Source organism: Rufibacter sp. XAAS-G3-1 (assembly GCF_013623775.1).
GTDB lineage: Bacteria > Bacteroidota > Bacteroidia > Cytophagales > Hymenobacteraceae > Nibribacter.
This window is the reverse complement of record NZ_JABFAM010000007.1, coordinates 392,398-419,021: the sequence shown is the minus strand read 5'-3', so window position 1 is coordinate 419,021 and position 26,624 is coordinate 392,398. Positions and strand designations below refer to the sequence as shown.

Annotated in this window: 23 protein-coding genes; 17 read left to right on the top strand and 6 right to left on the bottom strand. The window is 51.9% G+C overall.

From position 1 onward, the window contains the following. The first annotated feature begins 97 nt into the window (after positions 1-97). The 10 genes from rpsF (at position 98) to HHO50_RS10185 (ending at position 10,661) form a co-directional block, all read left to right on the top strand. Positions 98-469 (top strand): 30S ribosomal protein S6, encoded by a 372-nt coding sequence (rpsF, locus tag HHO50_RS10230; protein ID WP_181305915.1) that lies wholly within the window; start codon positions 98-100, stop codon positions 467-469. After that, a complete protein-coding gene (rpsR, locus tag HHO50_RS10225) occupies positions 466-717 on the top strand; it encodes a 30S ribosomal protein S18 (protein WP_048921044.1) in 252 nt (83 codons plus the stop codon). The genes rpsF and rpsR overlap by 4 nt, the downstream gene beginning before the upstream one ends. Positions 718-731: 14 nt before the next feature. Next, entirely contained in the window at positions 732-1,175 is a 444-nt protein-coding gene (rplI, locus tag HHO50_RS10220; protein ID WP_181305914.1) for a 50S ribosomal protein L9, read from the top strand. Between the two features lie 276 nt (positions 1,176-1,451). Continuing rightward, positions 1,452-2,135 (top strand): HAD family hydrolase, encoded by a 684-nt coding sequence (locus HHO50_RS10215; RefSeq protein WP_181305913.1) that lies wholly within the window; start codon positions 1,452-1,454, stop codon positions 2,133-2,135. 45 nt (positions 2,136-2,180) lie between these two features. Then, positions 2,181-3,164, top strand: coding sequence for a GSCFA domain-containing protein (locus HHO50_RS10210; protein WP_181305912.1), 984 nt, complete (start codon positions 2,181-2,183; stop codon positions 3,162-3,164). Positions 3,165-3,228: 64 nt separating this feature from the next. Then, positions 3,229-5,262 (top strand): thioredoxin domain-containing protein, encoded by a 2,034-nt coding sequence (locus HHO50_RS10205; protein WP_181305911.1) that lies wholly within the window; start codon positions 3,229-3,231, stop codon positions 5,260-5,262. A 106-nt stretch (positions 5,263-5,368) separates the two neighbouring features. Then, positions 5,369-5,845, top strand: a complete 477-nt coding sequence (locus HHO50_RS10200; protein ID WP_181305910.1) for a hypothetical protein — start codon at positions 5,369-5,371, stop codon at positions 5,843-5,845. A gap of 55 nt (positions 5,846-5,900) precedes the next feature. Then, a complete protein-coding gene (priA, locus tag HHO50_RS10195) occupies positions 5,901-8,435 on the top strand; it encodes a primosomal protein N' (protein WP_181305909.1) in 2,535 nt (844 codons plus the stop codon). A 348-nt stretch (positions 8,436-8,783) separates the two neighbouring features. Beyond that, positions 8,784-9,209, top strand: coding sequence for a hypothetical protein (locus HHO50_RS10190; protein WP_181305908.1), 426 nt, complete (start codon positions 8,784-8,786; stop codon positions 9,207-9,209). 1,125 nt (positions 9,210-10,334) lie between these two features. Next, entirely contained in the window at positions 10,335-10,661 is a 327-nt protein-coding gene (locus tag HHO50_RS10185; protein WP_181305907.1) for a Rieske (2Fe-2S) protein, read from the top strand. Positions 10,662-10,790: 129 nt separating this feature from the next. Here the strand turns inward: HHO50_RS10185 and HHO50_RS10180 are convergent, their stop codons facing one another. The 4 genes from HHO50_RS10180 to HHO50_RS10165 all read right to left on the bottom strand — a co-directional run bounded on the left by HHO50_RS10180 (position 10,791) and on the right by HHO50_RS10165 (position 15,697). Next, complete coding sequence (locus tag HHO50_RS10180) at positions 10,791-12,251, bottom strand: PQQ-dependent sugar dehydrogenase (RefSeq protein WP_181305906.1); 1,461 nt, start codon at positions 12,249-12,251, stop codon at positions 10,791-10,793. 177 nt (positions 12,252-12,428) lie between these two features. Then, positions 12,429-12,845 (bottom strand): PIN domain-containing protein, encoded by a 417-nt coding sequence (locus tag HHO50_RS10175; RefSeq protein ID WP_181305905.1) that lies wholly within the window; start codon positions 12,843-12,845, stop codon positions 12,429-12,431. Continuing rightward, positions 12,838-13,089: a DUF6364 family protein gene (locus HHO50_RS10170; protein ID WP_181305904.1), complete on the bottom strand. Its 252-nt coding sequence runs from the start codon at positions 13,087-13,089 to the stop codon at positions 12,838-12,840. Before HHO50_RS10170 ends, HHO50_RS10175 begins: the two co-directional genes overlap by 8 nt. A 61-nt stretch (positions 13,090-13,150) precedes the next feature. After that, positions 13,151-15,697 carry a M14 family metallopeptidase gene (locus HHO50_RS10165; protein ID WP_255478674.1) on the bottom strand — a complete coding sequence of 849 codons (2,547 nt, stop codon included), beginning with the start codon at positions 15,695-15,697 and terminating at the stop codon, positions 13,151-13,153. Between the two features lie 401 nt (positions 15,698-16,098). Between HHO50_RS10165 and HHO50_RS10160 the strand changes: the two genes are divergently transcribed. From HHO50_RS10160 to HHO50_RS10150, 3 genes are all read left to right on the top strand, one after another. After that, positions 16,099-16,923, top strand: coding sequence for a hypothetical protein (locus HHO50_RS10160; RefSeq protein WP_181305903.1), 825 nt, complete (start codon positions 16,099-16,101; stop codon positions 16,921-16,923). 169 nt (positions 16,924-17,092) lie between these two features. Beyond that, on the top strand, positions 17,093-18,970 hold the full coding sequence (locus HHO50_RS10155; protein ID WP_181305902.1) for a CocE/NonD family hydrolase: 1,878 nt from the start codon (positions 17,093-17,095) through the stop codon (positions 18,968-18,970). A 162-nt stretch (positions 18,971-19,132) separates the two neighbouring features. After that, the gene (locus HHO50_RS10150) at positions 19,133-19,996 is read left to right on the top strand and encodes an NAD(P)-dependent oxidoreductase (RefSeq protein WP_181305901.1); all 864 of its coding nucleotides are present in this window, start codon (positions 19,133-19,135) and stop codon (positions 19,994-19,996) included. A gap of 50 nt (positions 19,997-20,046) precedes the next feature. Here HHO50_RS10150 and HHO50_RS10145 read toward each other — a convergent pair whose 3' ends face one another. Then, on the bottom strand, positions 20,047-21,264 hold the full coding sequence (locus tag HHO50_RS10145) for an aspartyl protease family protein (protein ID WP_181305900.1): 1,218 nt from the start codon (positions 21,262-21,264) through the stop codon (positions 20,047-20,049). A 597-nt stretch (positions 21,265-21,861) separates the two neighbouring features. On the opposite strand from HHO50_RS10145, the gene HHO50_RS10140 reads away from it, so the two are divergent. From HHO50_RS10140 to HHO50_RS10125, 4 genes are all read left to right on the top strand, one after another. Beyond that, a complete protein-coding gene (locus HHO50_RS10140; RefSeq protein WP_181305899.1) occupies positions 21,862-22,359 on the top strand; it encodes a hypothetical protein in 498 nt (165 codons plus the stop codon). Positions 22,360-22,559: 200 nt separating this feature from the next. Then, positions 22,560-22,979 carry a DUF2721 domain-containing protein gene (locus HHO50_RS10135; RefSeq protein WP_181305898.1) on the top strand — a complete coding sequence of 140 codons (420 nt, stop codon included), beginning with the start codon at positions 22,560-22,562 and terminating at the stop codon, positions 22,977-22,979. A gap of 324 nt (positions 22,980-23,303) precedes the next feature. Then, positions 23,304-24,536 (top strand): S-adenosylmethionine:tRNA ribosyltransferase-isomerase, encoded by a 1,233-nt coding sequence (locus tag HHO50_RS10130; RefSeq protein WP_181305897.1) that lies wholly within the window; start codon positions 23,304-23,306, stop codon positions 24,534-24,536. Positions 24,537-24,876: 340 nt separating this feature from the next. Then, positions 24,877-25,752 carry a DUF2911 domain-containing protein gene (locus HHO50_RS10125; protein ID WP_181305896.1) on the top strand — a complete coding sequence of 292 codons (876 nt, stop codon included), beginning with the start codon at positions 24,877-24,879 and terminating at the stop codon, positions 25,750-25,752. A gap of 276 nt (positions 25,753-26,028) precedes the next feature. Here HHO50_RS10125 and HHO50_RS10120 read toward each other — a convergent pair whose 3' ends face one another. Continuing rightward, complete coding sequence (locus tag HHO50_RS10120) at positions 26,029-26,613, bottom strand: nitroreductase (RefSeq protein ID WP_181305895.1); 585 nt, start codon at positions 26,611-26,613, stop codon at positions 26,029-26,031. Positions 26,614-26,624: the final 11 nt, after the last annotated feature.

Below are 26,624 nucleotides of genomic sequence, written 5' to 3'. Positions count from 1 at the left end.
AGCCCATCTTCTCTGACGCACTTTATCTTACCCCTTTCTTGGTTTCTGTTGGATATTGCCTTACCTTTGCCCCTTCGAACCAAAATCATTTTTTCAAATGACTTTAAAAAATTACGAAGTACTCTACATCATGACCCCGTTGCTGAACGAGGCGCAGATGACAGAGACGGTCGAGAAGTTCAGACAGGTGCTTAAGGAAAATGGCGCCGACATTATTCACGAGGAGAACTGGGGCCTAAAAAAACTGGCGTACCCAATTCAGAAGAAGAACACAGGCTTCTATCACCTCGTTGAGTTCCAAGGCCCTTCTACTATTGTAGATGCATTGGAACTTGCTTTCCGTCGTGATGAAAAAATCATCCGCTTCTTGACCACCGCCCTGGATAAGCACGCTGTTGCTTACAATGCGCGCCGCAGAAACGGTGAATTCAAATCATCTAAAAAAGAGAAGGAGGCCCAAGCGTCATGAGTTTAGTAAACGAAAAAATCCACAAGCAAGACACGCGCAAGAAATACTGCCGTTTCAAGAAAAACGGAATCCAGTACATTGACTACAAAGACGGTAACTTCTTATTGAAGTTCGTGAACGAGCAAGGTAAATTATTACCGCGCCGTTTAACCGGAACCAGCTTAAAGTTCCAGCGTCGTGTATCTCAGGCGGTTGCCAGAGCACGCCACTTGGCTATTTTGCCTTACGTAACAGATTCTTTAAAATAAGGAGGTAAAAAGAGATGGAAGTTATTCTTAAAGATGACGTGAAAGGCGTTGGCTACAAAAACGACATTGTCAAAGTAAAGCCAGGTTTCGGCCGTAATTATTTGATCCCACAAGGCTTAGCCGAAATGGCTACCCCTTCTGCCCGCAAAGTGGCGGCTGAGAACACCCGCCAGGCGGCGCACAAAGCAGAGAAATTCCAGAAAGACGCGCAAGACTTAGCCAACCGTATTGGTGACACTGTGTTGGAAATCCCTGCCAAAGCAGGTGAGTCTGGCAAAATCTTCGGTGCGGTGACCACCTTGCAAGTTTCTGAGGCCCTGAAAGCCCTTGGCTACGATGTAGACCGTAAGCGCGTTGATTTTGACCAAGAGGTGAAATCATTAGGCGAGTACACCGCTACCTTGAACCTGCACAAAGAAGTGAAACACCAAGTACGTTTCAATGTGGTAGCCGCCTAGGTTCACGCAACTTCTTATCCATTACAGACATCCTGCCGCACTCCGGCAGGATGTCTTGTTTTATGCCTTCTCCAGTTTGCCAAAGATTTACAGAAAACACCCCAGAAACGGATCTCCTAAAGCCAGTCGCCCCGTTTTTTATCTATTTTCAGGAAAACAGCTTAAAACCGCTGTATCTGAAAGATTTACTGGCCGCATTATAAAGCCCAGCAAACAGCTCAACAACAAAAGCGAGTGCGCTGGAGTATTGGGTTGTTTACTCCTTTCTTCTTTTCTATGCTTCCCTACCCTGTAGTCATCTTTGATTTTGACGGTACTTTGTGTGCCACAGAGAACGCCATTCTTTATTCTTTCAAGCAGGCGTTTGACCAGAAAGGAATCACGCCGCCATCACCAGATGCCATTAGACAAGCCATTGGTACCGGCGGAAACCTTTCAGAACTATTGCCCTTGTTGCATCCGCCGCTGCAAGGCAACCCCGAGGAACTGGAAGATTGGGTACTTCATTACCGTCATATCTATGACACCGATGGGGGCCGGCTTACCACCTTGTTCCCGGGGGTGGAGGAACTGTTGCCTCGTCTGAAGAAAGAGGGAATTGCCTGCGTGGTCATCAGCAACAAAGGCCAGCGCGCCATAGAAGACTCCCTGGAGCGCTTCCATCTTCGGCAGTACTTTGACATGATTGTGGGCGATAATCCTAAAAAGCCGCTCAAAAAGAAACCAGACCCAATGGCGTACGAGCAGGTGATAAAGCCGCATTATTCCCAATGTTCTGCTTCCCAGATGCTGATGGTGGGCGACACCGAACCTGATTTGCTTTTCGCGAAAAACGCCGGGCTTGCCTCTTGTTGGGCCGCGTACGGGTACGGAGCAGAAGAAATCTGTTTAGCCGCCCAGCCCACGTATACCATTCATTCTTTAGAAGAACTGTACCCGCTGGTGGCAGCCAAAGCGTAACAACAGAAATAACTATCTTCGCGGGCCACTTCGCCCCTCCTGCCTATGCAGTTCCGTACCGAATTAAACGTCCCTACCGCTCCTTCCCGGTTCTCCCGCACCAAAGGAATCTTCACCATCGGGTCTTGCTTCGCCGAAGTCATGGGCCGAAAGCTTCAGGAAGTAAAAGCCAATACGCTGGTGAATCCGTTCGGGACTATTTTCAACCCTTTGTCCATCCATAAACTGTTGCGGGCCGCGCTTACCCAGGACGAAAGCAAGTTAGAAGCCGGATTGGTAGAGCAAAACGGGATTTGGTACCACTATGACTTCCACTCGTCCTTCTCCCATTCTCAGCCAGAAGCGTTGTTACAGATGCTGCGCGCGCAGATACAAGAGGCACACACCTTCTTGAAACAGGCCCAGGTAGTGATGCTTACCTGGGGAACTGCGTACATCTATGAACGCCAAGACACCGGCGGTTTAGTAGCCAATTGCCATAAAGTACCCCAAAAACAGTTCACCAAACGGCTTCTCACCCTAGCCCAAATAACCCATGATACCCAGCAGACGCTAAAACTACTGCAAACCCATTGCCCAAGTTTACAGGTACTCCTGACGGTAAGCCCGGTGCGCCACCTCAAAGACACCCTTCCCCTGAACAGCGTCAGCAAAAGTCTGCTGCGGGTGGCGGCGCACTTAGCCATGGAGCAGCACCCCCGCATCACGTATTTCCCCGCCTATGAATTATTGCTGGACGATTTACGCGATTACCGGTTTTACGCGGCAGATTTGCTCCATCCCTCAGAAATGGCCGAGAACTACATCTGGGAGAAATTCGTCCAGGCGTACGCCGACCAAGCCTTTACCAACTTCATAGGTCGTTGGGCAGAAGTACAGCGCGAATTAGCCCATAAATCCTTCCACCCAGATAGTCCCGCGCACCAGCAGTTCCTTCAGAAACTCTTACAGAAATTAAAAAGCATGACCCCGGAAGCCGATGTACAGGCCGAAATTGACACGGTTCAGCGGCAGCTGCGTATGAACTAACGCCGTTTCAGGCCTTATTTCTTAAAAAGAGGTCTGAAACACTCATCATCTCACATTTAGAAAAATGGAAAGAAAGTCCAACCGCCTTGCTCAGGAGTCTAGCCCGTATCTGTTGCAACATGCCTATAACCCGGTAGATTGGTACCCTTGGGGAACTGAAGCCCTGCAGAAAGCCAAAGATGAGCAGAAACCTATTCTGGTGAGCATTGGGTACGCGGCCTGCCACTGGTGCCACGTGATGGAGCATCAATCCTTTGAAAAAGAAGAGATTGCCCAGGTCATGAACCAGCACTTTGTCTGCATCAAGGTAGACCGCGAGGAACGGCCCGATGTTGACCAGGTGTACATGGATGCCCTTCAGGCCATGGGGGTACAAGGCGGCTGGCCCCTCAACGTGTTCCTGAACTCAGACGCGAAGCCTTTCTACGGGGGCACGTATTTCCCGCCCCAGCACTGGAAACAGTTGCTCCAAAACATAGCGGAAGCCTACACCAAAAGCCGCCGAGAGTTAGATACATCTGCCGAACAGTTCGTGCAGCATTTACAGCAGAGTGAACTGGCAAAATACGGCCTCCGGCAGGGCAATCCTGACTTCAATTCAGAGGCTTTTGAGCAGATGTTCACCAACTTGAAGCGCCGCTTTGACTTCAAACGCGGTGGCACCAGCCAAGCCCCCAAATTCCCCATGCCCAGTATCTGGCGCTTTCTGCTACGCTATTACCATTACAGCCAAGACCCGGCGGCGCTGGAGCAAGTAAACCTCACGTTGGAAGAAATGGCCTTCGGCGGAATCTATGACCAGATTGGCGGCGGGTTCGCCCGTTATTCCACCGATGAGGAATGGCTGGTGCCGCATTTTGAGAAGATGCTCTACGATAACGGACAACTCCTTAGTCTTTACGCCGAAGCCTACCAGGTGACCCGCAATGAACTATACCGGCAAGTAGGCATGGAGACCATCGGGTTTGTGGAACGGGAACTCACCAGCCCCGAGGGTGGCTTTTACTCGTCGCTGGATGCCGATAGTGAAGGCGAGGAGGGCAAGTTCTACGTGTTCACCCAAGCCGAACTAAATGAAATACTAGGCGCAGAAGTTGAAGTAGCGAGCAAATACTACCACACCTCTGAAGAAGGAAACTGGGAAAACGGCATCAACATTCTGCACCGCCGCCAAACCGATGAAGCCTTCGCCGCCGACCAGGGACTTTCTCTGGAAGAACTGCAGGAGCACGTCCAGAACTGGAAAGACACGCTTCTGCAAGCGAGAGCCCAGCGCCCCAGACCGGGCCTGGATGACAAGATTCTCACCTCCTGGAACGCCCTCCTGCTCCTCGGCCTCACCGATGCGTACCGTGCCTTCGGTGAAGCTAAAATATTGGAACTTGCCTGCACCAACGCCCATTTCCTCCTGAATAACTTAAAAAAAGGAGACCGACTCTTCCACAACTACAAAGAAGGCAAAGCCACCATTGACGGTTTCCTGGAAGACTACGCCCTCCTGATTCAAGCGTTGCTGGGCATGTACCAGGTCACTTTTGACGAGATTTGGCTAAAAGAGGCCAGAAACCTCACGGATTATACGCTCACCCATTTCTTTGATGAAACCGAAGAGCTTTTCTTCTTTACCAGCAACGCAGGGGAGCAACTGATTGCCCGCAAAAAAGAGATTTTTGACAACGTGGTACCCGCCTCCAACTCAGTGATGGCCATGAACCTGCACGTTTTAGGCTTGTTTTTAGAAAAAGAGCGTTATTCCAGCCTGTCAGACAGAATGCTCTCCAAAGTGCGCGACCTGGTAGTGCAAGAACCCTCCCACCTAGCCAACTGGGCCTCGCTCTACTTCCTTAAACTGAAACCTACCGCCGAGATTGCCATTGTGGGCCCGGAAGCCCATTCTTTCAGGAGCCTCTTGCAGCAGCACTTTCTACCCAACGCCCTTCTGGCCGGCACCAAAGAGGAAGATTCCTCCACCCTGCCTTTATTGGAAGACCGCACCGCGCAGGGCGGACAAACCACCATCTATGTCTGTTACAACCGTGCCTGCCAACTGCCGGTACAATCCGTGGCCGATGCCCTGGAACAAGTCCGTCGTATTTGAAACAACATTTGACAATCAACACCCAAAGTAAATTTTTCCTCAACATACAGAACTGGCAATAGACTGCTGTTGTTGCTAGCCGAGAACCTAAACCCAAATTACGTACGTGAAGAAATTATTGATACTAGGCGGCCTTTGGCTTGCCTGCTCGGCTTCGGCCTTTTCCCAGAACGGAGACGGTTATTGGAAGCGGTTACAGAAAACCCATCCTGAAACCACCTTAGAAGCCTTACAGAACGTTACCCCGGCGGTTTCCCAGGTTCCCTCGGGCCAGCCGGAGCTTCCAGCCTGCCGTTTATCGCTGGTGTACGGTGGCAAGACCCGCAATATTTCAGAGGAGAATATTCAGGTGATGAAGAAAAAGGGTTTGAAGGCAGCCATTATCCGGCAATTCCGGAAAGAGATGCTTTTCACCTCGGCGGAGAAGGAAGTTTGGCTGCCGGTAAAAGAAACGCTGGTAGATCAGATTGAGATAGAGGTTGGCGCAGACGAACCCGTGTTGCTGTACACCACGGTGTTACAGAACCCAGACCCTCAGCACAATCATATCACCTTATTGGTAGAAGACTACCAAGTGAAATAAGGAAAGTTTCCGTTTACGGCCTGTTTTTCCGAACTTTGGCCCAAACCGGACGCTTTTGACACCAGAATTAGAATTTCATATTCCAGCTGATGACGTCCCTGAACGAATCACCTTGTTCGCGGACGTCATTTTACCGTTACCGCTTCCCAAGCTTTACACGTACCGGGTTCCTTACCAGATGAGTGACGAGGTGTTGGTGGGTGCCCGCGTACTGGTGCAGTTCGGCTCCAAGAAAGTACTGAGTTGTGTGGTGGCGCGCGTGCATGAGCAACCCCCCAAAGAGTACCAGGCCAAATACATTCTGGAGGTCATTGACGAGAAACCGGTAGTGACCGGCCCGCAGTTGCGCCTCTTCCTCTGGATGGCCGAGTATTACCTCTGCACCCTGGGCGAAGTCATTAATGCGGCCCTTCCCTCGGCCCTCAAACTCAGCAGCGAATCTAAAATTCAATTGCACCCGCAGTTTCAGCCGGAAACCAATGAATGGCCCCTTACCGGCCACGAAGAAAAAATCATTTTCGCGCTTCGTCAGAGACAGCACCTCACTTTTACCGAGGTAGGCCAGCTGCTGCAACTGACCAGTTTCCATAAAATCATCAAATCGCTGTTACTCAAAGATGTCATCATCATCTACGAGGAAATAGCGGAGAAATACGCCCCCAAAGTAGTGAAAAAGGTGCGTCTCGCCCCTTCTTTCGTGACCGATGAGGCTACGCTGGAAGAGCTATTCAATCAGCTCGCGGCCAAGCCGAAGCAACTGGATGTATTGCTCAAATACGTGCAGCTCACGCCCATTCTGCAAAATCTGCGCATGAACGACGAAGGCCTGGAGAAAAACGTACTTACCTCCAATCCGCATTTGTCTCTTTCGGCCATCAACACCTTGCTCAAGAATGGCGTTCTGGAGCAGTTTGACGTGGTGGTGAGCCGCTTCCCAATGGCGGAAGGCCGGGGGCCATATTTAAGTTCTGACTTATCACCGGCCCAAGCTGCGGCCCGCGATGAGGTGCTGGAGATCTTCAACGAAAAAAGCACGGTGCTGCTGCACGGCATCACGGGCAGCGGTAAAACTGAGATTTACATTGACCTCATACAGAAAGCCGTGGAAGCGGGCGGACAGGTACTCTATCTCCTTCCCGAAATTGCGCTCACGGCCCAGATTGTAACCCGCCTGAAACGCGTTTTTGGTGACCGTTTGGGCGTGTACCATTCCAAATTCTCAGACAATGAGCGGGTGGAAGTCTGGAACGGGATTCTTTCGGGCCGGTTCCAGGTAGTGGTGGGCGTACGGTCATCGGTGTTTCTGCCGTTCCATTCGCTTTCGCTCATTATTGTGGATGAGGAGCACGAACCGTCTTACAAGCAGCACGAACCCGCGCCGCGCTACAATGCCCGCGAGGTGGCGTTTATGATGGCGCAGTTCCAGGGCGCGAAAACCTTGCTGGGATCGGCCACGCCTTCCATAGAATCATATTACCACTGCCAGAGCGGCCGCTGGGGATTGGTGAACCTGCACGAACGTTACGGCGAGGCTACCTTGCCGCAGGTAGAATTGGTGGACACGCGGCAGGAAAGCCTGCGCAAGAACATGCTCAGTCACTTTTCCAATAGGCTGGTACATGACATTGAAGACACGTTGTTCCGGCACGAGCAGGTCATCTTGTTCCAGAACCGCCGGGGTTACGCGCCTTTCATAGACTGCAATGACTGCGCCTGGATTCCCAAATGCCGGAACTGCGCCGTAAGTCTCTCCTACCACAAGTTCTCCAACGAGCTCCGCTGCCATTACTGCGGCTACACCGAGCGCAAACCCAACGATTGCCCCGCCTGCGGTTCTACCATGCTGAAAACGGTGGGTTTTGGGACGGAGAAAATTGAGGACGAGCTGAAGCTGATTCTACCGGATGCCCGCATCCAGCGCATGGACTTGGACACCACCAAAAAGAAGAACAGCCACCAGCAGATCATTGAGGACTTTGAACAGCAGCGCACCAATGTACTGGTAGGCACCCAAATGGTAACCAAAGGGCTGGACTTTGAGCACGTAAGCCTGGTAGGAATCCTGAGCGCCGACAGCATCATCCACTTCCCAGATTTCAGGGCGCATGAACGGGCCTACCAGTTGTTTGTGCAGGTGAGCGGCCGGGCCGGCCGGAAAGGCAACAAAGGAAAGGTACTGATCCAGACGGCCAACCCAAACCAACCCATCTTCCAGCGGGTGATAGAAAACGATTACCAGGGCTTGTACGAGCAGGAAATCGCGGAGCGGCAGAAATTCAGGTATCCGCCTTTTGTGCGCATGATAAGGTTAACGGTCAAGCACCCCGAGGCCAAGCCCTGTGAGGGTGCCGCTATTTTACTGGCCAAAGAACTGGTAGACCGCTTAGGCAGAACCGGCGTTTTAGGCCCCGAGGCCCCGCACATCTTCAAGATCAGGAATCAGTTCCTGCAGGAAATTCACGTGAAACTAGACCGCGACAGTGGTCACTTGCGTGCGTCTAAAGTCCAGGTACTGGAGGCAGTGCAGGCCTTGCTGCAAAACAAAGAACTCAAACAGATTAGGGTAGTCATAGATGTAGACCCTTCCTGATCGCTCACGTTTACCCATCTGTGAACCCTTGCTTGTGAAAAAGAGACTTTCTCTTCCACAAGCAAGGGTTCTCTTTTAATATCACTAGTATAGGTGCTTACTTGCACCTGAACAGTACCTGTTTTCACTCCCATAAAACAGGTAAAAACCGAAGTCCTTTTCATCCTCAAAAACTTCGGGCTCAGTTTCCGTATCATCGGCTTCATCCTCATATTAAGCCTTTTAAGAAAACAGTAACATACAACCAAGCAACGTTTTGCCCAACTTTGCATCTATATAATCAAAAGGGCTACTCCAGAATGGACGCACTCTTGCTCTAACGTTAAAAAAATATAACCATAAAAAATCATGAAAACTCAATTCACCACCGCCTTCTTTTCGGTTTGCCTTTTGTTGAACATGGCTCCTGCCTTCGCCGGAAACACGCCTTCCAACGGATCGGCTCCCCGCTCCCCCAAAGTTTTCTCTCACGTACTGAAAACGAACAACCTGCGCATCATGTCTCTGGAACTGAAGCCCGGTGAGTTCCTGGATTTCCATGCCTCCCCTGAGCAGGAAGCTTACGCCGCCTCTGACGGAACCTTGCGTACTGTGACCGCAGATGGTCAGGAGAAAACCCTACACGTGAAAGCCGGCGACCGTCTGTGGATGGATCTGACTCAATTCCAAAACTGGAACACCGGAGAAAATACGCTGAAAATAATGCTCCTGGAGCGCCCTACAGAGGTTCTTGAAAAAAAATCTAATTTTTCTTTCTACTCACTTAAACCTTAAGGTTTTAGCCCCGTAAAAACTGATACATTCACACTCTATTTCAGCTTAAAAGTAGTCTGCGTCTATCCGCTTGCGCTCTGGTTCTAGACTACTTTTAAGTATTTTTACTCTTACTTTTTTATAGCCATTCTTCCCAGAATGGCTTTTTTTTTGCCCCACGGCCAATTTTCTGAAGGGAGAAGATGTTCCGGTTCGGTCAGGCTTTTCCCGGTTCACTCCTTCTTTATCAGGCTTCAGTTAGGAAAAGGCGCGCTTCTTCTTATTTAGGTTGTGGTAGGCGTTAAGTCACTGCATATTTGTATCATCAATCAGCACGAAAGCGGTTGAGTCGCCTACAAAAGGCAGATTCCCCATTAGACTGGTTGCCCGCTGCCTAGAGCAGCAGTTCTGTAGAATTTAGGTTTTGTTTGTTAGTTTGGTGTAAGGGGCCCGGTCTTTCCGGGCTTTTTCATGCCCGGCACTTTCCCGTTTGGGAACCTTAGAAAGTAATAAGAACACTCGCTCGCGTCCCGCGAGGGTGAGCTACCTGCGGCGTCCCGCCGCTTTATGATTACCTAAGTAGCGGCCAGCGTCCGTGCGTATCCCACCCTCGCGGGACGCGAGCGAGTGTTCTGTTTTAGGTTATCATTACTTTTCCAGGACTACCTCCCGTTTCATTGCTGCCCGTTTATAGGCTCTTTTCAAAAAAACAGCACAGAAACGGACTTGGGATTTTTTAGATGATTGAACGTGACACGGTGGTAAGAAATAGAGCGGTCGTCCTCATTCCAGGTAGGCCGTAAGCGGTCTCACTCCTGTGCTTTCCACTTCACTCCGGCTTTGTCTAGGTTCAGACAGGAAAAAGGCCGCTTCCTCATCTTTGGGTTGGTCATGGAGGAAACCCGCTGCATCTTTGTATCACTAAACGAGACCACAGCCCCTGAATCCCTCTCAGCCCGCTGCTTTTCCAGGTTCTTGTTTGGTATTTAGGTTTGTTTAAAGTTTTGTTTGTTAGTTTGGTGTAAGGGGCCCGGTTTTTCCGGGCTTTTTCATTTTACAGCTTTTTCAAACCGCTCTAGCCGTTTTCAGGCTGTTTTCTATAAACTGGGTCTAAAACAGCTTCGCTCTTTCCGCGTACGCACTCCTATGCAATGGATTAAACTCTTTGACAGTGAGGCCGAGGCCAAAAGCCAGATTCCGGTAACCCGTTCCAAGGCCGTGGTAGTGGCCGGAAAGGAAATCTGCCTCGCGCATACGCCTGCCGGACTGTACGCCGTGGAGAACGTGTGCCCCCACCTGGGCGATGCGCTTAGCCGGGGAACCATCAATTACCTGAACGAGATTATCTGCCCCTGGCACAGCTACCGGTTCCATCTGGTCACGGGCGAAGAATGCAAGGGCCGGACGCGACCTTTGAAACGGTTCCCGCTGGAAACCAGGGCAGACGGGGTCTACGTGCAGCTACCCGATTAAGGCACGTTTCCATCAAAACACTTCAGAAACGGAAATCAGGGGCTCCCTTACGCAAAGGCAGTTTGCTTCCCTTTTCCTGAAAACAGGCCAAAAACGCAGACCATTAGGTACTAGAACTCTTATTGTGCCCTATTCCTTGACCGGCACCAACCGGTAGATGACGCCTGGGTTCTCTACCGCAATGTACACGTACCCATCGGGACTCACGCGCACATCGCGCACCCGACCGATGTCCTGGAGCAGGCGCTCTTCCTTGACAATGGTGTTTCCTTTCACGTCTAAGCGGCTCAAAAACTTGAAGCTGAGCGAACCTACCAGCAGGCTGCCCTCCCACCCTTTGTAGCGGTTTCCGGTCACAAACGCCATCCCCGAGGGGGCGATGGACGGCACCCAGATTTTGATAGGGTCGGTGATGCCGGCTTTCTGTTTCAGGTCAGAGATTTTGGTGCCGTTATAGTCAATGCCGTGCGTGACATCGGCCCAGCCGTAGTTAGCGCCTTTTTTGATGATGTTCACCTCGTCGCCGCCTCTGGGGCCGTGCTCGTGCAGCCATAGTTCTTTGGTAGCGGGGTGGCGGGCCATGCCCTGGGCATTTCGGTTCCCGAAGGTGAAGATGGACGGCATGGCGCCTGCCTGGTTCACGAAGGGATTATCGGCGGGGATGGAGCCGTCTTCTTTGATGCGGTGGGTTTTACCGGCGTGTACGGTCAGGTTCTGCGGATTCACTTTGGTGCCGCCCCTGTCGCCCATGGTGAAATACAGCAAGCCATCTTTCCCGAACTCGATGCGGCTGCCGTAGTGGTGGCGGGTTCTGGCGTACGGCTGCGCCTCGAAAATCACCTTCTGGTCTTTCAGGCTGTTGCCGTCCAGGCGGGCGCGCATGATGGCGGTGGTAGAAAGCGTCTGCCCCCCATCTTTTTTGACCGCCGAATAAGAAAGGAAAATCGTGTTGTTCTTGGCAAAATCCGGGTGCAGCTTGACATCCAGCAAACCGCCCTGGCCTTGCGCCAGCACCTCGGGTGAGCCTTCAATCTTAACTAAATCTCGGTTCTGGGTGAGGCGGTACAAGGTGCCGGACCGCTCGGTGACCAGCATGTCGCCGTTGGGCAGGAACGCCATCGCCCAGGGCACATCTATGCCGGTCAAGACGGTTTCCAATTGGAAGTTGAGTTTCTCTGAGCGGTGCACCGTGGCGTTGGTTTTGTCCTTGGGCTTGTCTTTCTGGGCCACCACTCCCTGCTGGATGAAGCTGACCAATTGGGTGATTTGCGCATCAGAGAAGGTGCTGGCGTAAGCGGGCATGCCTTGGTCGGGGTAGCCGTGCTTGATGCTTTTGAACATCGCCTCGGGCGAATTCCCGTGCTGCCACTTGCGGTTCACGAACGTCTCCAATTCCCGCCCGTGACACCCGCCGCAATAATTGACGTAGTTGCTGCGGGCATCGGCTACCTGCGCACTGGTTAACTGCTGTTCCGTCGCTAAAGGAGCACTCCCGGCTTGATTAGCCGTGGAGGAAGCCGTTTTGGTACAATTGGTCAGGCTGACAAGGCCCACCAGAAGAACGGACGCAAGTTTGAACGCAGAGTGCATAGGGTATCGGGTTAGCGGTTCATGGATTTCGCTTCTAAATTTAGAAGGAAACCATTGAAGTTTCATACGCACAAACGTCTTTTGAGGCTGTTTCCTAAAAAATGGCTCATAAACAGGAACGCCCGCAAGTGGCGGGCGTTCCTGTTTGATTGATTACGCCGTAGTAACTAGGCTATTCTAATTACCCCTTGTCTGCACGTAAAGCTCTGGCGTTTGTACCGTTATTTCAGCTTTCTTATAATCTTTTATATTTCTAGTCAGTAACGTGGTCAAGCCTGCTTCTATAGCTGTGAAGTACTGAATGGCATCTTCAAAATCTTTAAAATCAGAATGTAACGCTAACTCAATCACTTTATCATCAACAGGTAGAACTTGCACCAATACTTTGAACTTGCTTAAAACCCTTCTCGCCTCCGGCATAGAAAACTGTCTGGAAAGCAGGTAGTTTAGATTTGAGAAAGAAAGGGAAGAGACAAATAAGGTAAGTTCGCCTTTATCTGCCAACGTGAACAAAGTAGCCGCGTAGGCATAATGAGGCTCCCTTTGGGCTAATAAATCCAGACAGACATCGGTGTCAATGAATACCTTAGTCATTCAGATATTTTTTTGCTAAATGGCTAGCATACGCATCTTTATGACTAGAATTTTCAGGAATAGAGATAACGCCTGAAAGGCTTTTTACCAAAGGGGAAATTTCTTCCTTCGATTTTTCTTCTGCCGTAATTCTGTCCAGGTAAGACTCTATCAACTTTGATAAACTGGTCTTTTTGGTAGAGGCATACAACTTAGCTCTTTCAATAATATCCTTGTCTAGTAGCAACGTTAGCTTAGTATCCATACGTGTAAAATTATATAATTTAATACGTATAAAAGCAACTGAAAGTTCTTTTTACGCTTGCTTACTGCCCCACCAGGAACACGGCATTCCCGAACATCAGCTTACCGCCTTGCCAGAACGCTCTGAACAACGGATTGTCCACCAGGTACACCACTTGTCCGCGGCCCAATTCCTGCACGCCCAGCACCAGGCCGTTCTGCAGGTTGCGCTGCACTTTGGAGCCCACAAAGCCGGTGGCGGGCGCTTCATTTTTCACCACGCCCACGTTCCAGCCGTCTTGCAGGAACTGCGGCAAGGTACTGGTTCTGATTAAGGCCGGATAGGTGGTGCCGTAACCGAAGGCCAGCGGATGGGTGTTGTCCAGGTTGATTCTGAACACACTGCCCTGCACTTCCTCAGAAATGGATTCGCGCTCGCGGTTGCCATACTTTTTCAGGTCATCGGCCGAAGGGCCTTTTTTGGCGTTAGTGGTATCAACGGTTTTCTTCTTGACCGCGAAGTCTGGTTTGTCAGCTAGAAAGGTGACGGCGCTTTCCAGGGCGATCAGTTTGCCGCCGGCGCGTACCCAGTCTTTCACTTTGGTCAGGGTTTTCTCTTCCAGAATGCGGCCGTAGTTGCCGGTGGGCAGAATGAGCACGTCAAACTCCGTGAGCGGCACGTTGGCGAAATAGTCGCCGCCCAGCACCGTGACTGGATAGCCAATCTGCTGCTCAAAGTAGTGCCAGATTTCCCCGAAACCGTACGCCGACACGCCTTCGCCGGTGAGCAAGGCCACACGGGGTGCCTTCACGTACCGGATGCTGCGCGACCCGAAATCGGCGCCGTTGGTCACAAAGCCGGTGGTGGTAGATGCCAGCTGGATGCCCAGTGAATCGGCGGCGCGGGTCACCAGTTGGTCAAATTTAGCGCCTAAGCCTTCGTTGCCGGTGCGTGTGATGATGAGCGTTCCTGGCGCGTATTTCACCTTGTTCTGCTCAAAAGGCACCTCAGAGTAGCGCACGCGCACTTTTGATCTCAGCAAGGCGGCCAGAAACTTCAGGTCTTGCACGCCGTTCCATTTCGCCAGGTACGCGTACGCCGCCGGGGCCGCTGTGTTGGTGATGGCTGCGGTGGCTGGTTTGGCCTCGTTTAGGGAAATTCGGCCCGTAAACGCGGCTCCTTTTAAGCCATAGGCGTAGGGCAACGACCACGCGGTAATGTCATACGTCACGGAGTCTTCCAGGCGGGCCGAGGGCTCAAACAGCACGTTCAGCAAGGTAGATTTGGGTTGATACGCACTGATGACCAAATCCCCACTCTCGTACTTCACCGATTCGGTTTTGCCGGTCTGGTAATTAAAGCCCTTGCTGCTTCCGGCGGCTTTGGCATACCCGTACCGGATTTGCTGCCGCTCCAGATAATCGGTCAGGTCTTTGATGCGGCCTTCCTCGCCTTTCACCTTGAACACGTAGCTGCGGTACTGCCCGAAGGGTTTGGCTTGGGCATCAGCGTAAAACTTCTTGAATTCGGTTACCACCTGGTCGGTTTTGTCAGAGATGGCTTCTACCGTGGCCAGGCTGGCGGCGTGGTGGTGAGCGATGCGCTGGCGCAAGGTCAGGCTGTCGCCGTCGGATTTCTGGATGACCACTCCGGCCCGGCCCGACCCGCCTTGTTCGTAGGTCATCGCAATGGCGCCCTGGTAGGTGGGCCAGGTATCGCCGTAGCTGGGATAAAACAAATCAAAGCTCTCGCGCGTGAAGTACAGCCAGTTGTTTTTGTCAAAGTACTTGCGGTTGTAATCACCGATGATGCCCTGGAACTCGCGCTGCCACGGCGTGATGGCATCGTGGTAGGGCTTCGCCGAGGGCGCAAAATAATACGGGTTATCTACGCCCTGCTCGTGGAAATCGGCGTGCAGTTGCGGCATCCACTGGTTGTAGACTACGGCGCGCTGCTTGGACTCAATCTGCGTTTGCCAGGCCCAGTCGCGGTTTAGGTCAAAGTAATAATGGTTGGGCCGCCCACCCGGCCAGGGCTCCTGGTGCTCCCAGGCGTACGGCGAGGCATTGGGGGTCTGGTTGCGAACCCGGTTGTACCACTGGGTGTAGCGTTCGCGGCCATCGGGATTCACACATGGGTCAAGCATCACCACCGTATTCTCCAGCCACTTCTGGGTTTGGGCGTTGTTGGGGTCCAGCAAGTCATACAACACCTGCAGCACGGCCTCAGAGGAGACAGATTCATTTCCGTGAATGTTGTAGCTGAGCCACACAATGGCCGGTTGCTTCCCTCCGGTAGGCTGACCGCTCAGGAGGCCGGTATTCTTCAGGTTATTGGTTCTGATTTCCTCCAGGCGCTGCATGTTGGCCGGGGAGGAGATGGTGGCGAGCAGCAGCGGCCGTTTCTCATAGGTCTGGCCGTAGGTCTGCACCTGCATCTTGCCCGGGTTCTGGCTGGCCAGATACCGCACGTAGTCTACAATGCGGGCGTGGTAGGTAAACTGGTCGCCCAGACGGTAGCCCAGGAATTGCTCTGGCGTCTGCAAGGGGATTGTCTGGGCGTGGCCCACCGACATCCCATAGAAAAGCCCCCCCAGACAAAGGGCATGCTTTACGAATGATTTCAACATAATGATTGGCTTGTGTACGCGGAACCCGGGTGTTACGCAATCTCCAAAGTTTAAAAAAATAGGCGAAAGAATAAGGTGCGGCAGGTGCGTTTTGGGGCTGTTTTTTAAAAAATACCCTAAAAACGCTTTCCCCTAAACCCTCCTACGGCTGGTAAAAGAATCTGCTTTTTATTTCAGGGCAGATCATGGTTGGATGGCGAAGAGGATTTCATTCCACCTCTCCTGCTTCTGTCGCCTTTAGATTATACAGATGTTGCTACAGATAAATATAACTAAAAAAAGTTGGGATAGCATTAGGGGTAAAGAGAAGTCACTGTGTCTATACTCTTGAAAATGCATAAAAGCGCTTTGCATCTCATTCAAAAAAAGACAATTCACTTCTTACTCAATTTTACACTACCATGAAATTCCCCAAATTACTTTCCATCTTCTTTGCTCTTTCTCTGTTTGTTTTAGGCTCCTGTTCTGAAGATGAAGACACAGACCCCATCACCGGCATCAAATCTTGCCAACCGGTTAAACTAACTGATGATGAGGGTTTTGCCACTATCACCTACACTAATGATAAGATTGCCAATTTCACAAACGAAGAGTACGGCACCGTAACGGTTCAGTACCACTCCAATGGCAACAAAGCCGGAAAGCCCTCCAAGATGATCTTTGGAGACGGTGAAGAAGGAGGCTTAGAGTATTTGTATGACGAGCAAGGCAGATTGATTGGCACTCTTTTGTCGTCTTCAGATCTTGGGGGAGCCGCCCAGATATCTGAATTTGAATATACCAATAACCGCATCTCTAAAACCTCCTACTTCCTGGCATTCCCGTCTGAAGAGGAAGGGGAAGACCCCACCTTTATTTCCACGGGATTCACCACCTATGAGTATGATTCCAAAGGAAATGTGCTGAAAGCAAAAGTATACTACGACAATCCTGCTACGGAAGAAGATGAGTCTACGGTTGTCCAAAGCACCACAGACTACACCTATGATACAAAAAACAGCCCTACCTCCGCTTTTCAAAACCTCTTTGTGGGTATTCCCAGCATGAACCCTGCCGGGGAGAACAATGTGCTGACCGAGATTCGCAGAGAAGGGAACACCGTTGACAAAGATCTTTCTTTCTCCAATGTGTATGTTTTCAACGAAAACGGGTACCCCACCAAGACCACCAGAACATCTCAGAACGGTGACGTTTCCGTCATCAACATTGAATACAGCTGTAAATAGGCCTGTACTAAGCTATAAAACAGAAAAGCCCGGGTATGCCGGGCTTTTCTGTTTTATAGCTGGTTCTCCGTTTTGAGGTTGTTTTTCTGAAAACAGCCCCCAAATAGATGTTGTCTCCCGCCGGTAGATTCTCTAATTTCCCGTACCAAATCACACCAAACAAACACGTATGAAACCAAACCTCTGGCAATGGCTCTTGTTGGTCATTTTGTGGCCTTCGCTTACTGCCTCTGCCCAAACCCTTTCAGATTCAGCCTACATTCGGGAGAACTACACCAAGACCGAGCACCAGGTGGCCATGCGCGACGGCACCAAACTCTACACCATCGTGTACGCGCCCAAAGCCAGTAACCAGAAATACCCCATCATGCTCAACCGCACGCCTTACGCCATCGGGCCGTACGGCGAAGGCAAATACAAAACCAGCATCGGGCCGTCTTCAGACATGCTGCGCGAAGGCTACATTTTCGCCTACCAGGATGTACGCGGCAAGTTCATGAGCGAAGGTGCGTTTGTGAACATGGCCCCTCTCAAAACCAAAAAAGGCAAAAATGACTGGGACGAAAGCACTGATACCTATGACGCCATCGCCTGGCTAGTGAAGAACATCCCCAACAACAACGGCCGTGTGGGCCAGTGGGGCATCTCGTACCCCGGATATTACACGTCCGTGGGTCTGGTAAACAGCCACCCTGCCCTGAAAGCCTCCTCCCCGCAAGCCCCGGTCACCGACTGGTTCTGGGACGATTTCCACCACCACGGCGCGTTCTTTCTGCCCCACGCCTTCAACTTTCTGGCCTCGTTCGGGCAACCACGTCCGCAACCCTCTCCTACCGGCGCCCCACGCTTCAACCACGGCACCCCCGATGGCTATGACTTCTTCCTGCGCATGGGGCCGCTGAGCAACGCCAACACGCTGTATTTAAAGAACAACGTCTCTTTCTGGAACGATATCATTCAGCACCCCAACTATGACTCCTTCTGGCAAGCCATGAACATCCGGCCGCACCTGAGAAACATCAAGCCCGCCGTGATGACCGTGGGCGGCTGGTTTGATGCCGAGAACCTGTTCGGGGCCTTGGAAACGTATAAAACCATCGAGAAAAACAACCCGAAGACGTACAACACCATCGTGATGGGGCCGTGGTTCCACGGTGGCTGGTCGCGTTCTACCGGCGAAAACCTGGGCAAGGTCTCGTTTCGGCAGAACACGTCTGAGTTTTACCGGCCCAACATCGAGGCCAAGTTCTTCCGGCACTACCTGAAGGAAAACGGCAAAGGTACCCCAGCTTTGCCCGAGGCGTACATGTTCAACACGGGTGCGAACCATTGGCGCGAGTTTGCCGCCTGGCCGCCTAAAAACACGCAGGAACGGAACCTGTATTTCGGGCCGAACGGGAAACTCAGTTTCGAGCAACCAGCCGCAACCAGTGGCACCGGCTTTGACGAGTTCATCAGCGACCCAAACAAACCCGTGCCCTTCTCGGAGGAAACCACCGTGGGCATGACCCGCGAGTACATGACCGATGACCAGCGTTTCGCCAGCCGTCGCCCAGATGTACTAGTCTACCAAACCGATGTCCTGACGGAAGATATTACGTTAGCGGGAGAGATTTTATCAGCGCTCAACATCTCCACCACCGGCTCAGACGCCGACTGGGTAGTGAAGCTGATTGACGTCTACCCTGACACCGCCCGCCAGAATGCGCATAATCCGGCCAGCGTGAAAATGGGCGGGTACCAGCAGATGGTGCGCAGCGAGGTGATGCGCGGCCGCTTTAGAAACAGCTACGAGAAACCAGAGCCGTTCACGCCAAACCAAGTGACGCCCGTGAACGTGCCGCTGCAAGACGTGCTGCATACTTTCAAGAAAGGCCACCGCATCATGGTGCAGGTGCAGAGCACGTGGTTCCCGCTGGTAGACCGCAATCCGCAGAAGTATGTGCCCAACATCTATGAAGCCAAAGCCGAGGATTTCCAGAAAGCCACCCACCGCGTGTACCATAACGCCCAGCAACCTTCTTATTTGAAGGTGAAAGTGCTGTAAGTAGAATTTACTTTAAACCAGAAAGGCCGCTCTTGTATAAACAGCGGCCTTTCTGTTTCAAAGCCGTTTCCCAAGAAATGTGCCTGAAACGAAGCTTGGCGTGTACCACTTGCGTCCTGCATCCGTAAATTCCTACTTTCGTGCGCACCAAAATCAGAAAACATGAACGTAGGATTTATAGGATTAGGCATTATGGGCAGCCGCATGGCCGCCAATCTGCAGAAAGCAGGACATACGTTGGTGGTCTACAACCGCACCCCCGGGAAGGCCGAAGCATTGGTTTCCAACGGCGCTACCTTAGCCGATACTCCCGAAGAAGTGGGAAGGCAGTGCCGCGTAGTGTTCACCATGCTGGCCACTCCCGAGGCGGTGGAAGAAGCCGCATTAGGCCAACACGGCTTCCTGAAAGAACTTCCCGGCCACTCCCTCTGGATTGATTCCAGCACCGTAAACCCGTCGTTCAGCCAACGGATGGCACATGCGGCCCTTAAAATGGGGCACCGGTTTTTGGATGCTCCGGTTTCCGGCTCGCTTAAACCCGCTGAGACCGGTCAATTGATATTTCTGGTGGGCGGCGAGGAAAAAGATGTGGAAGAAGTTCGCCCGTTGCTGGATACCATGGGCAAAGCGGTGCTGCACATTGGGGCGCACGGCCAGGGGGCCAGCATGAAAATGGTCAACAACATGCTCTTCGGGCAGATCATGGCGGCGTTCGCCGAGGCTTTGCGGTTGGGCACGTCACTGGGCATTACCGAAGAGGTGCTGTGCCAGACCTTGCTGAACGGCCCCGGCGGCGCACCTTTCCTGAAGCTGAAGGAAAACAAACTTCTCACCCGCGACTTCTCCCCGGAGTTCCCGCTGGAATGGCTGCACAAAGACCTGCACTTGGCCGCAGTCACGGCATACGAGCAAGGCATCGCGCTGCCCACGCTGGCCACGGTGAAAGAACTCTTCGCGCAGGCCAAACAAGCCGGACATGGGCAGGAAGATTTCTCGGCTGTTTATCAGTTCGTGAATCCTACATAGGCGCTTCCTGTTTGGGGCCTGCTTTCAGGAAAACAGGCCCCAAACAGAAGTTAAATCAGATCCTGTAGGTGCAGGATGGTTTCAAAAGACTTGTACTGCCTGCTCACTTTCAGCTGTAGCCGCCTACGAGGGTATTTCTGGAACATCTCCAGTAGTTCGCCCAAGCTTTGGTCAATGCATTGTACGCCGTTGATACTGAGAATGGCATCGCCGGGCTCCAGTCCGGCGCGTTCAGCCGGAGAGTTAGGCATTACCACGGCAATGGTGTAAAAATTAAACCCTGGAATGGGGCTAAGGATCTCTAAGCCGCTTAAGTTGTAATAAAATGGTTTCTTGAACTTGTGGTTAGGCCGAAGAAGCATTCTGGAGTTGGCGTAGTCAAACACCACCTTGAACCGCTGCAGCACATCGGCCCCTAGGTTTCCGTTGCGGTTGTTGAGCCCCAGCGCGTGCCTGATGGACATAGTATCTGGGAAGCTGGCCGGTGGCTTCTGCAACGTGAATTCCCCTAGCTGCAAGGCCTCTATACGGGCAATCTCACCGTGAATGTCTCCGTTCAGCCCCCGGCCCAGGTAGGCCTCAATCTTTTTCTCGGGTATTCTGGCGTCTGGCAAGGTAGGCGGGTACAGCAGCATAGACGTACTCATGCCGCTGTCCACAATCAGCCGTAAGGCATGCTTGGTACCATCTGGGAAACTTGCCTGCGCCCTTACGTACGGCTTGGAGGCCTCAATTTCCAGCGGCACCACAGAGCTTTTCCTGGCTTTCCGCTCGGGGTAAGTGCCGGGTTTATACAAGGTCATGATTTTGTGCTCGTAATCAATCTCCACCACAAAATCTTTGAAAAGCGGGTACCCGATGATGCCGTGCACCTCCATTCCTAGCCGGGAGGATAGGTTGAAGATGTTTTCCTCCAGCATGAGCACTTTCTGGTTTTTGGCTTCTACCCCAGAGAAATTGACGCTGTTGCCCGAAGACAGCATGGCCTGAATACCGGCTCCCCTCCCCAGTCCGCGCAGGAAAAGCTTTTCTACGTTGTTGAGCGTGATGGTGTCAAACTGCCCTATTTGCATGAGCAGGGTTCTGTCTACCCCCGTATCTACCACAAAATTGAGCGGATTGGAATTATTGATCTGAATAGGGATGATGACCAAGTTATGAACCAGTTTAAAGGGTATTCTAGTCCTGTTCCGGCCCAACTGAAATTTCATACCATCCTCGTCCGCCGGTAGTTCCTGTCCCCAAAGCAGCATCGGAAACAAAAACATAGCGCAGCAGAAAACAAGGATCCAAAATCCTGGGAAAGAATGGTTCTGCAGAGACATACCCATACCTGGCTTATTCAGTCTTAGTAAGTTAGGCAAAATAATGCGTAGGACAAGGCATCGGTTTTTTTGTTTTTTCTGAGGAAAATGCCCTTCTTACTCCCATGCTCTTATTAAAAATAATAAGTGACCCGTGCATTTTTGTAAATGGGCGTAGAGAGGGCGAACCCCGATGATGCGTTTTAAGCCTGTTTTGCAGAAAATAGGCTTAAAACCATTTGATAGTTGTGCGTAGAGTTAGCGCGAGCGCTCTACGCACCCTTGGACAGCCAATCTCCTGATTGGCGAGCTATCGGCGCAGACACCCGCAGGTCTAAAGACGCTGCGAGGTCTTCTGGAGCGAGTCTCCAGGCCCCCGGGAACCACCGGCAGGTGGCGTAACGTCAGGTATGAAATCTGCTTTTTTGACAAAGCTTCCGCTTTCCAGCACTTTCCCTATCACCCAAATGGCGTTTTATGCCTGTTTTCGCGAAAACAGGCATAAAACGCACGCTTTCTTTTCCTAACTTGCCGTAGTTTCATTTGTTTTGTGCCAGTGTTATGAATACCTCTCTTTACCAACAGCTTCTCTCGCACACCTTTCCGCCCGCCGAAGCGGCGTGGCACCAGAGGCTCTCTCCGTTATACCAGGAGTTGGAAGATGCGTTGAAAGAGGCCCGCCCGGGCCGGAAAAGCCAGGAAGAAGTGAGTTTCAGGTTTGAGCGCCTCCGGTTAGGCGTAGGGATTACCCTGTTACAGTTGCTCACAGATCTGGGAGGCGACGAAGAAAGTGCCCAGGTGCGTGACCTGCTCCAGGATGCCCTGGAGGCAACCACCGTGCAGGGCATAGATGGGGTCATCCAGAAGAAAAGCCACCTGTTTGAGGAACTCTACACCGACCTGTACGTGAACGCCGACGCTGAACACGTGCTGGCTTTGTTTGAGGAAACCCTCAACGCCTCCACCAAAGACGAAATGGACGATTTGATTGACCGATCCCTGGACATTGCCGAAGACCTGGAGTTTCAGCCCGAAGATGACACCTCGCCCGAAGAGTAAGAGCATGTTTACTTTTGAGGTTTGCTGGCTCAACTAGTCAGAGAAAGGTTCTGCGGAAGCGTTTTTTGAGCCGCGTAGCAGCGCTACGGGGCAACGCAACCATGAACGCAGGTTCTTTTTTTGGCCGTTTGCAGCGCAGAGATGAAGTGTAAACAGGCTCTAAGCCCACCACCTATTCAGCCCCGCTTTAATTCACTGCCATGGAAATCACGCTTACCACTCCTGCCCTGCTGTTTCCGGCGCTTTCACTGCTCCTGCTGGCCTTCACCAACCGGTTTCTGTCTTTGGCCAAACTGATCAGGGATCTAAAGCACGTGTACAAGGCCAGCCACAGCCATCTGGTGTACGGGCAAATCCAGAATCTCAGAACCAGGCTCGTCCTCATCCGCAACATGCAGGCCTTCGGGATCGCCAGTATGTTCTCCTGCGTGCTGTGCATGTTCATGATCTATGCAGGCTGGCAAACGGCGGCCGAGGTCATCTTTGGGGCGGGTTTGCTTTTGCTGATGGTGTCCATGGCGCTGTCTTTATGGGAAATCCAGATCTCGGTGAAAGCCCTGGAACTGGAGCTTAGCGACCTGGAGCATGACGAAGAAATAGCCCCGGTTAGTCCTTCTTGAGGAAAAACTTGTTCTTAACCGTGTTTTTAGCACAAATTTTAGAAAACAGTAGTAAAAAGGAGTACCTTTCTGCCATTAGAATTGTCTTTGAAGGCATTGCCATTCTTTGCTTAGGTTAAATAACAGCAGTTATCCTTACCAAAGAAGCTTAAACAAAGTATGGTTATTCATGTTCTTGAGGGCAATGGCATTCATAGGAAATACCCCCGCATTTCCATCTGTGTTTCAGTTCTGGTTTTCATGGAAACCACTATTTTCCTGCTTTCTATTTAGTGATGCCGGGGTACGCTCCTTTATCTTTGTTTTCCATAGTGCTTGACGTTCATGCCTACTAATCATCCAAGACAACTGTCCATTTCAGACTATTCGTATCTCCTTCCGGAAGAAAGAATTGCTCAGTTTCCGTTAGAGCAGCGCGATCAGTCTAAGCTTCTGTTGTATAAGAAAGGGCGCATCTCAGATGCACAATTCAAAGATTTTCCTTCGGCCTTGCCCCCTAACACGCTGTTGGTCTTCAATGACACCAAAGTAGTACAGGGCCGTTTACGGTTTCAAAAACCCACGGGCGGCACAATTGAATTATTCTGTCTGGAGCCTCTGGAACCGGTGCGCGAAGTGCAGCAAGCCATGCAGCAAACCTACTCCGTTATCTGGAAGTGTCTGGTGGGCAACAACAAACGCTGGCGCGATGGCCGCCTGGAAATGCCCCTGGGCCCTTTCCCCGCCGACGGTTCGCTTTGGGCCGAACGGCTTGCCCCCGCCGAAGAAGGATTTGCCATTCACTTTACCTGGTCTCCCGGCCATAAAACCTTCGCCGAGATCCTGGAGCTGGCGGGTTTGCTTCCGCTGCCCCCGTACATGAACCGTGATGCCCAGGAAAGCGACCAGGAGCGTTACCAGACCGTGTACGCCGCTGAGGCCGGTGCCGTAGCGGCGCCCACCGCCGGATTACACTTTACGCCCCAGGTTCTGGATAACATTGCGGCCAAAGGGCACCAACACGGCTTTGTAACCCTGCACGTGGGCGCCGGCACGTTTAAACCCGTGAAAGCGGAGTTGATGGAGTACCACTACATGCACGGGGAGCAACTCTCGGTGAGCCGTGCGTTTGTGGAGAAATTATTATACCATGGCCCACATCCGGTAATCGCCGTAGGCACCACTTCCATGCGCACCCTGGAAAGCCTGTATTGGCTGGGCACCGGCATTTCTCTGGGCATTCTGCCCGGTGAAGGAGACGACCTCTACGTGCCGCAATGGTTTCCGTATGACGTACGCACCAACCTCTCAGTGCAGGAAGCGCTGGAGGCTCTCCTGTACTACCTGGACTGCCACAAACTCACCCACCTGCACGCCACCACCCACATCCTGATTGCGCCCGGCTACCAGTTTAAAATCTGCACCGGTTTGGTGACTAACTTCCACCAGCCGCAAAGCACGTTGCTGTTGCTGGTCTCGGCCTTGATTGGCCCCTCCTGGCAGAAAGTGTATAAGCACGCCCTGGCCAATGGCTACCGTTTCCTGAGCTACGGAGACAGTTCGCTCCTGCTGCCGTAAGCAGGTCGTTTTGGGGCTGCTTTTAAGAAAACAGGCTTGAAACGGAAAATAGCTCTCTAAAAGGAGCGCCTTGAAAGTCAAGGCGCTCCTTTTATTTTAGGGGGAAGTGAGCCTGTTTAAACTTTGTCTTCTGTGTTGCAAACGGCCCAAGTGAGAACCTGCGCCCGCGCTTTTACCGCCTTATCAACGCTGCTACAGGGCTATAAACCAATCTGCAGAACCTTACTCCTGCCTGTTGAGCTTACGAATTCAAAAGTTAAACAAACTCTCCGTTGTTAGGCGATGCTGCTGCTTTTCCTTAATATTACACCTGGAAAATTTTGCCTTAAAACTGTAAGACATGAAAAAGATTTTAACCCTGAATTTGGTATGGGCGCTTGCGTTTGCCATGTTCCTGATGGGCCCTGCAGCATCTGCTCAAATCAAGATGCCCGCTGCCAGCCCCGCCGCCACGGTGAAACAGACCGTTGGCTTAACTGATGTAACCGTTGAGTACTCGCGCCCCAGCACCAAAGGCCGCAAGATCTTCGGAGATCTGGCTCCCTACGGAAAACTGTGGCGCACCGGGGCCAATGCCTCTACCAAACTGACCTTCTCAGATGAGGTGATGCTGGAAGGAAATAAGGTTGCGGCCGGTCAGTACGCGTTGTACACCATTCCGGGGGAGAAAGAGTGGACTGTAGTCATCCACAAAAACACCAAGCACTGGGGCGAGGGCGGAAACAACTACAAAGCCGAAGAAGACTTGGTGCGTTTCAAGGTGACCCCTAAAAAACTGAGCGCTAAAGTTGAAACATTCACCATCGGCTTCGCCGATCTGACCAACAACGGCGCCACCCTCCAGATTATGTGGGAGAACACCCTGGTACCGGTAAAAATCACCACTGAGGTAGATGCCAAAGTAATGAGCCAGATTCAGGAGAAAGTTGTAAACGGAACCAATGTAACCCCCGCTTTGTATGCGGCGGCGGCCAATTATTACGCTGAAAACAACAAAGACATGAAGCAGGCGTTGACCTGGATTAAACAAGCCAACGAGAAAGACCCTAAGTTCTACACGCTGCACCAACAAGCCAAAATCCAGGCACAGTTGAAAGATTACAAAGGAGCTGCTGCCACCGCTCAGAAATCCATTGAACTGGCCAAAAAAGAAAGCAACGCAGACTACGTGGCCTTGAACGAGAAGCTTCTGGCAGAGATCAAAAACAAGAAATAACGTTTTCGGCCTAGTTTCAGGAAAACACCCTAAAAATCGACTCCCCGCGGAAGAAGCTCCTTCCGCGGGGAGTCGATTTTATATTATAATTGCTGTGCCGGTGGTTCCCGGCGAGTCTGGAGACTCGTTTCATCCTGTGTCACGAGACTGGCGTCTCGCGCCAGTACTTTTTTCCAAAGCCCGCCTCCGTAGTACCGCTCGTTCCAAAGACCTCGTAGTGGGCACAGCTCCTACGAGCGTCTGCGCCCATGCCGTTTACGGCCCGATTCCCGCAAGTTACATCCACCGCACTTTCTCGGGGAGGGGCGTCAATCTTTTACCGGCTGTTTCAGGGTGGTCTGAGTAGCCTAGATACAGAACGCCTAACACGGTATCTTCTTCCCGTAGTTGCAGCATTTCTTTCATGGCTGGTTTGTAGGCCATGCCGCCGGAGCCCCAGTAAGAAGCAATTCCCAGGGCGGTGGCTCCCAGCAACAGGTTTTGGATGGCGCATGAGGTAGCGGCAATCTCCTCCAGTGCCGGAATCTTAGGCAAATCGCCGCGCTGCATATAGGCCACAATCACGTGCGAGGCCTGGTCGCCCATGTGCAGCAGCTTTTCATAGTTTACCTCCATAAACTTCTCTGGGGCAGTATGTGCCCGGTAGAGTTCAGCGTGGGCAAGGCAAAAGTCTTTCACCTTCTCGCGGGCATACACCACAAACCGCCAAGGCTCGGTGTGGCCGTGGGTGGGGGCCCAATCTGCCAAGGCCAGCATCTCCTTTATTTGCCCATCGGGAATAAGGCCGCCGTTCATTTTGGGCGGCTTTACGGTTCTCCTGCTTTGAATAATATGCTGTAAGTCCAAAAATGGCTGGTTCATGTAAAAGTAGA

What these genes read in the sequence shown, in the direction of transcription:
- HHO50_RS10150 (WP_181305901.1), top strand. Translation starts at nt 19,133, where the DNA reads ATGAACGTAGGATTTATAGGATTAGGCATTATGGGCAGCCGCATGGCC.
- HHO50_RS10125 (WP_181305896.1), top strand. Translation starts at nt 24,877, where the DNA reads ATGAAAAAGATTTTAACCCTGAATTTGGTATGGGCGCTTGCGTTTGCC.
- rpsR (WP_048921044.1), top strand. Translation starts at nt 466, where the DNA reads ATGAGTTTAGTAAACGAAAAAATCCACAAGCAAGACACGCGCAAGAAA.
- rpsF (WP_181305915.1), top strand. Translation starts at nt 98, where the DNA reads ATGACTTTAAAAAATTACGAAGTACTCTACATCATGACCCCGTTGCTG.
- HHO50_RS10185 (WP_181305907.1), top strand. Translation starts at nt 10,335, where the DNA reads ATGCAATGGATTAAACTCTTTGACAGTGAGGCCGAGGCCAAAAGCCAG.
- HHO50_RS10175 (WP_181305905.1), bottom strand. Translation starts at nt 12,845, where the DNA reads ATGACTAAGGTATTCATTGACACCGATGTCTGTCTGGATTTATTAGCC.
- HHO50_RS10130 (WP_181305897.1), top strand. Translation starts at nt 23,304, where the DNA reads ATGCCTACTAATCATCCAAGACAACTGTCCATTTCAGACTATTCGTAT.
- HHO50_RS10205 (WP_181305911.1), top strand. Translation starts at nt 3,229, where the DNA reads ATGGAAAGAAAGTCCAACCGCCTTGCTCAGGAGTCTAGCCCGTATCTG.
- HHO50_RS10170 (WP_181305904.1), bottom strand. Translation starts at nt 13,089, where the DNA reads ATGGATACTAAGCTAACGTTGCTACTAGACAAGGATATTATTGAAAGA.
- HHO50_RS10160 (WP_181305903.1), top strand. Translation starts at nt 16,099, where the DNA reads ATGAAATTCCCCAAATTACTTTCCATCTTCTTTGCTCTTTCTCTGTTT.
- HHO50_RS10215 (WP_181305913.1), top strand. Translation starts at nt 1,452, where the DNA reads ATGCTTCCCTACCCTGTAGTCATCTTTGATTTTGACGGTACTTTGTGT.
- HHO50_RS10190 (WP_181305908.1), top strand. Translation starts at nt 8,784, where the DNA reads ATGAAAACTCAATTCACCACCGCCTTCTTTTCGGTTTGCCTTTTGTTG.
- HHO50_RS10135 (WP_181305898.1), top strand. Translation starts at nt 22,560, where the DNA reads ATGGAAATCACGCTTACCACTCCTGCCCTGCTGTTTCCGGCGCTTTCA.
- HHO50_RS10155 (WP_181305902.1), top strand. Translation starts at nt 17,093, where the DNA reads ATGAAACCAAACCTCTGGCAATGGCTCTTGTTGGTCATTTTGTGGCCT.
- HHO50_RS10210 (WP_181305912.1), top strand. Translation starts at nt 2,181, where the DNA reads ATGCAGTTCCGTACCGAATTAAACGTCCCTACCGCTCCTTCCCGGTTC.
- HHO50_RS10140 (WP_181305899.1), top strand. Translation starts at nt 21,862, where the DNA reads ATGAATACCTCTCTTTACCAACAGCTTCTCTCGCACACCTTTCCGCCC.
- HHO50_RS10180 (WP_181305906.1), bottom strand. Translation starts at nt 12,251, where the DNA reads ATGCACTCTGCGTTCAAACTTGCGTCCGTTCTTCTGGTGGGCCTTGTC.
- HHO50_RS10145 (WP_181305900.1), bottom strand. Translation starts at nt 21,264, where the DNA reads ATGTTTTTGTTTCCGATGCTGCTTTGGGGACAGGAACTACCGGCGGAC.
- HHO50_RS10165 (WP_255478674.1), bottom strand. Translation starts at nt 15,697, where the DNA reads ATGTTGAAATCATTCGTAAAGCATGCCCTTTGTCTGGGGGGGCTTTTC.
- rplI (WP_181305914.1), top strand. Translation starts at nt 732, where the DNA reads ATGGAAGTTATTCTTAAAGATGACGTGAAAGGCGTTGGCTACAAAAAC.
- HHO50_RS10120 (WP_181305895.1), bottom strand. Translation starts at nt 26,613, where the DNA reads ATGAACCAGCCATTTTTGGACTTACAGCATATTATTCAAAGCAGGAGA.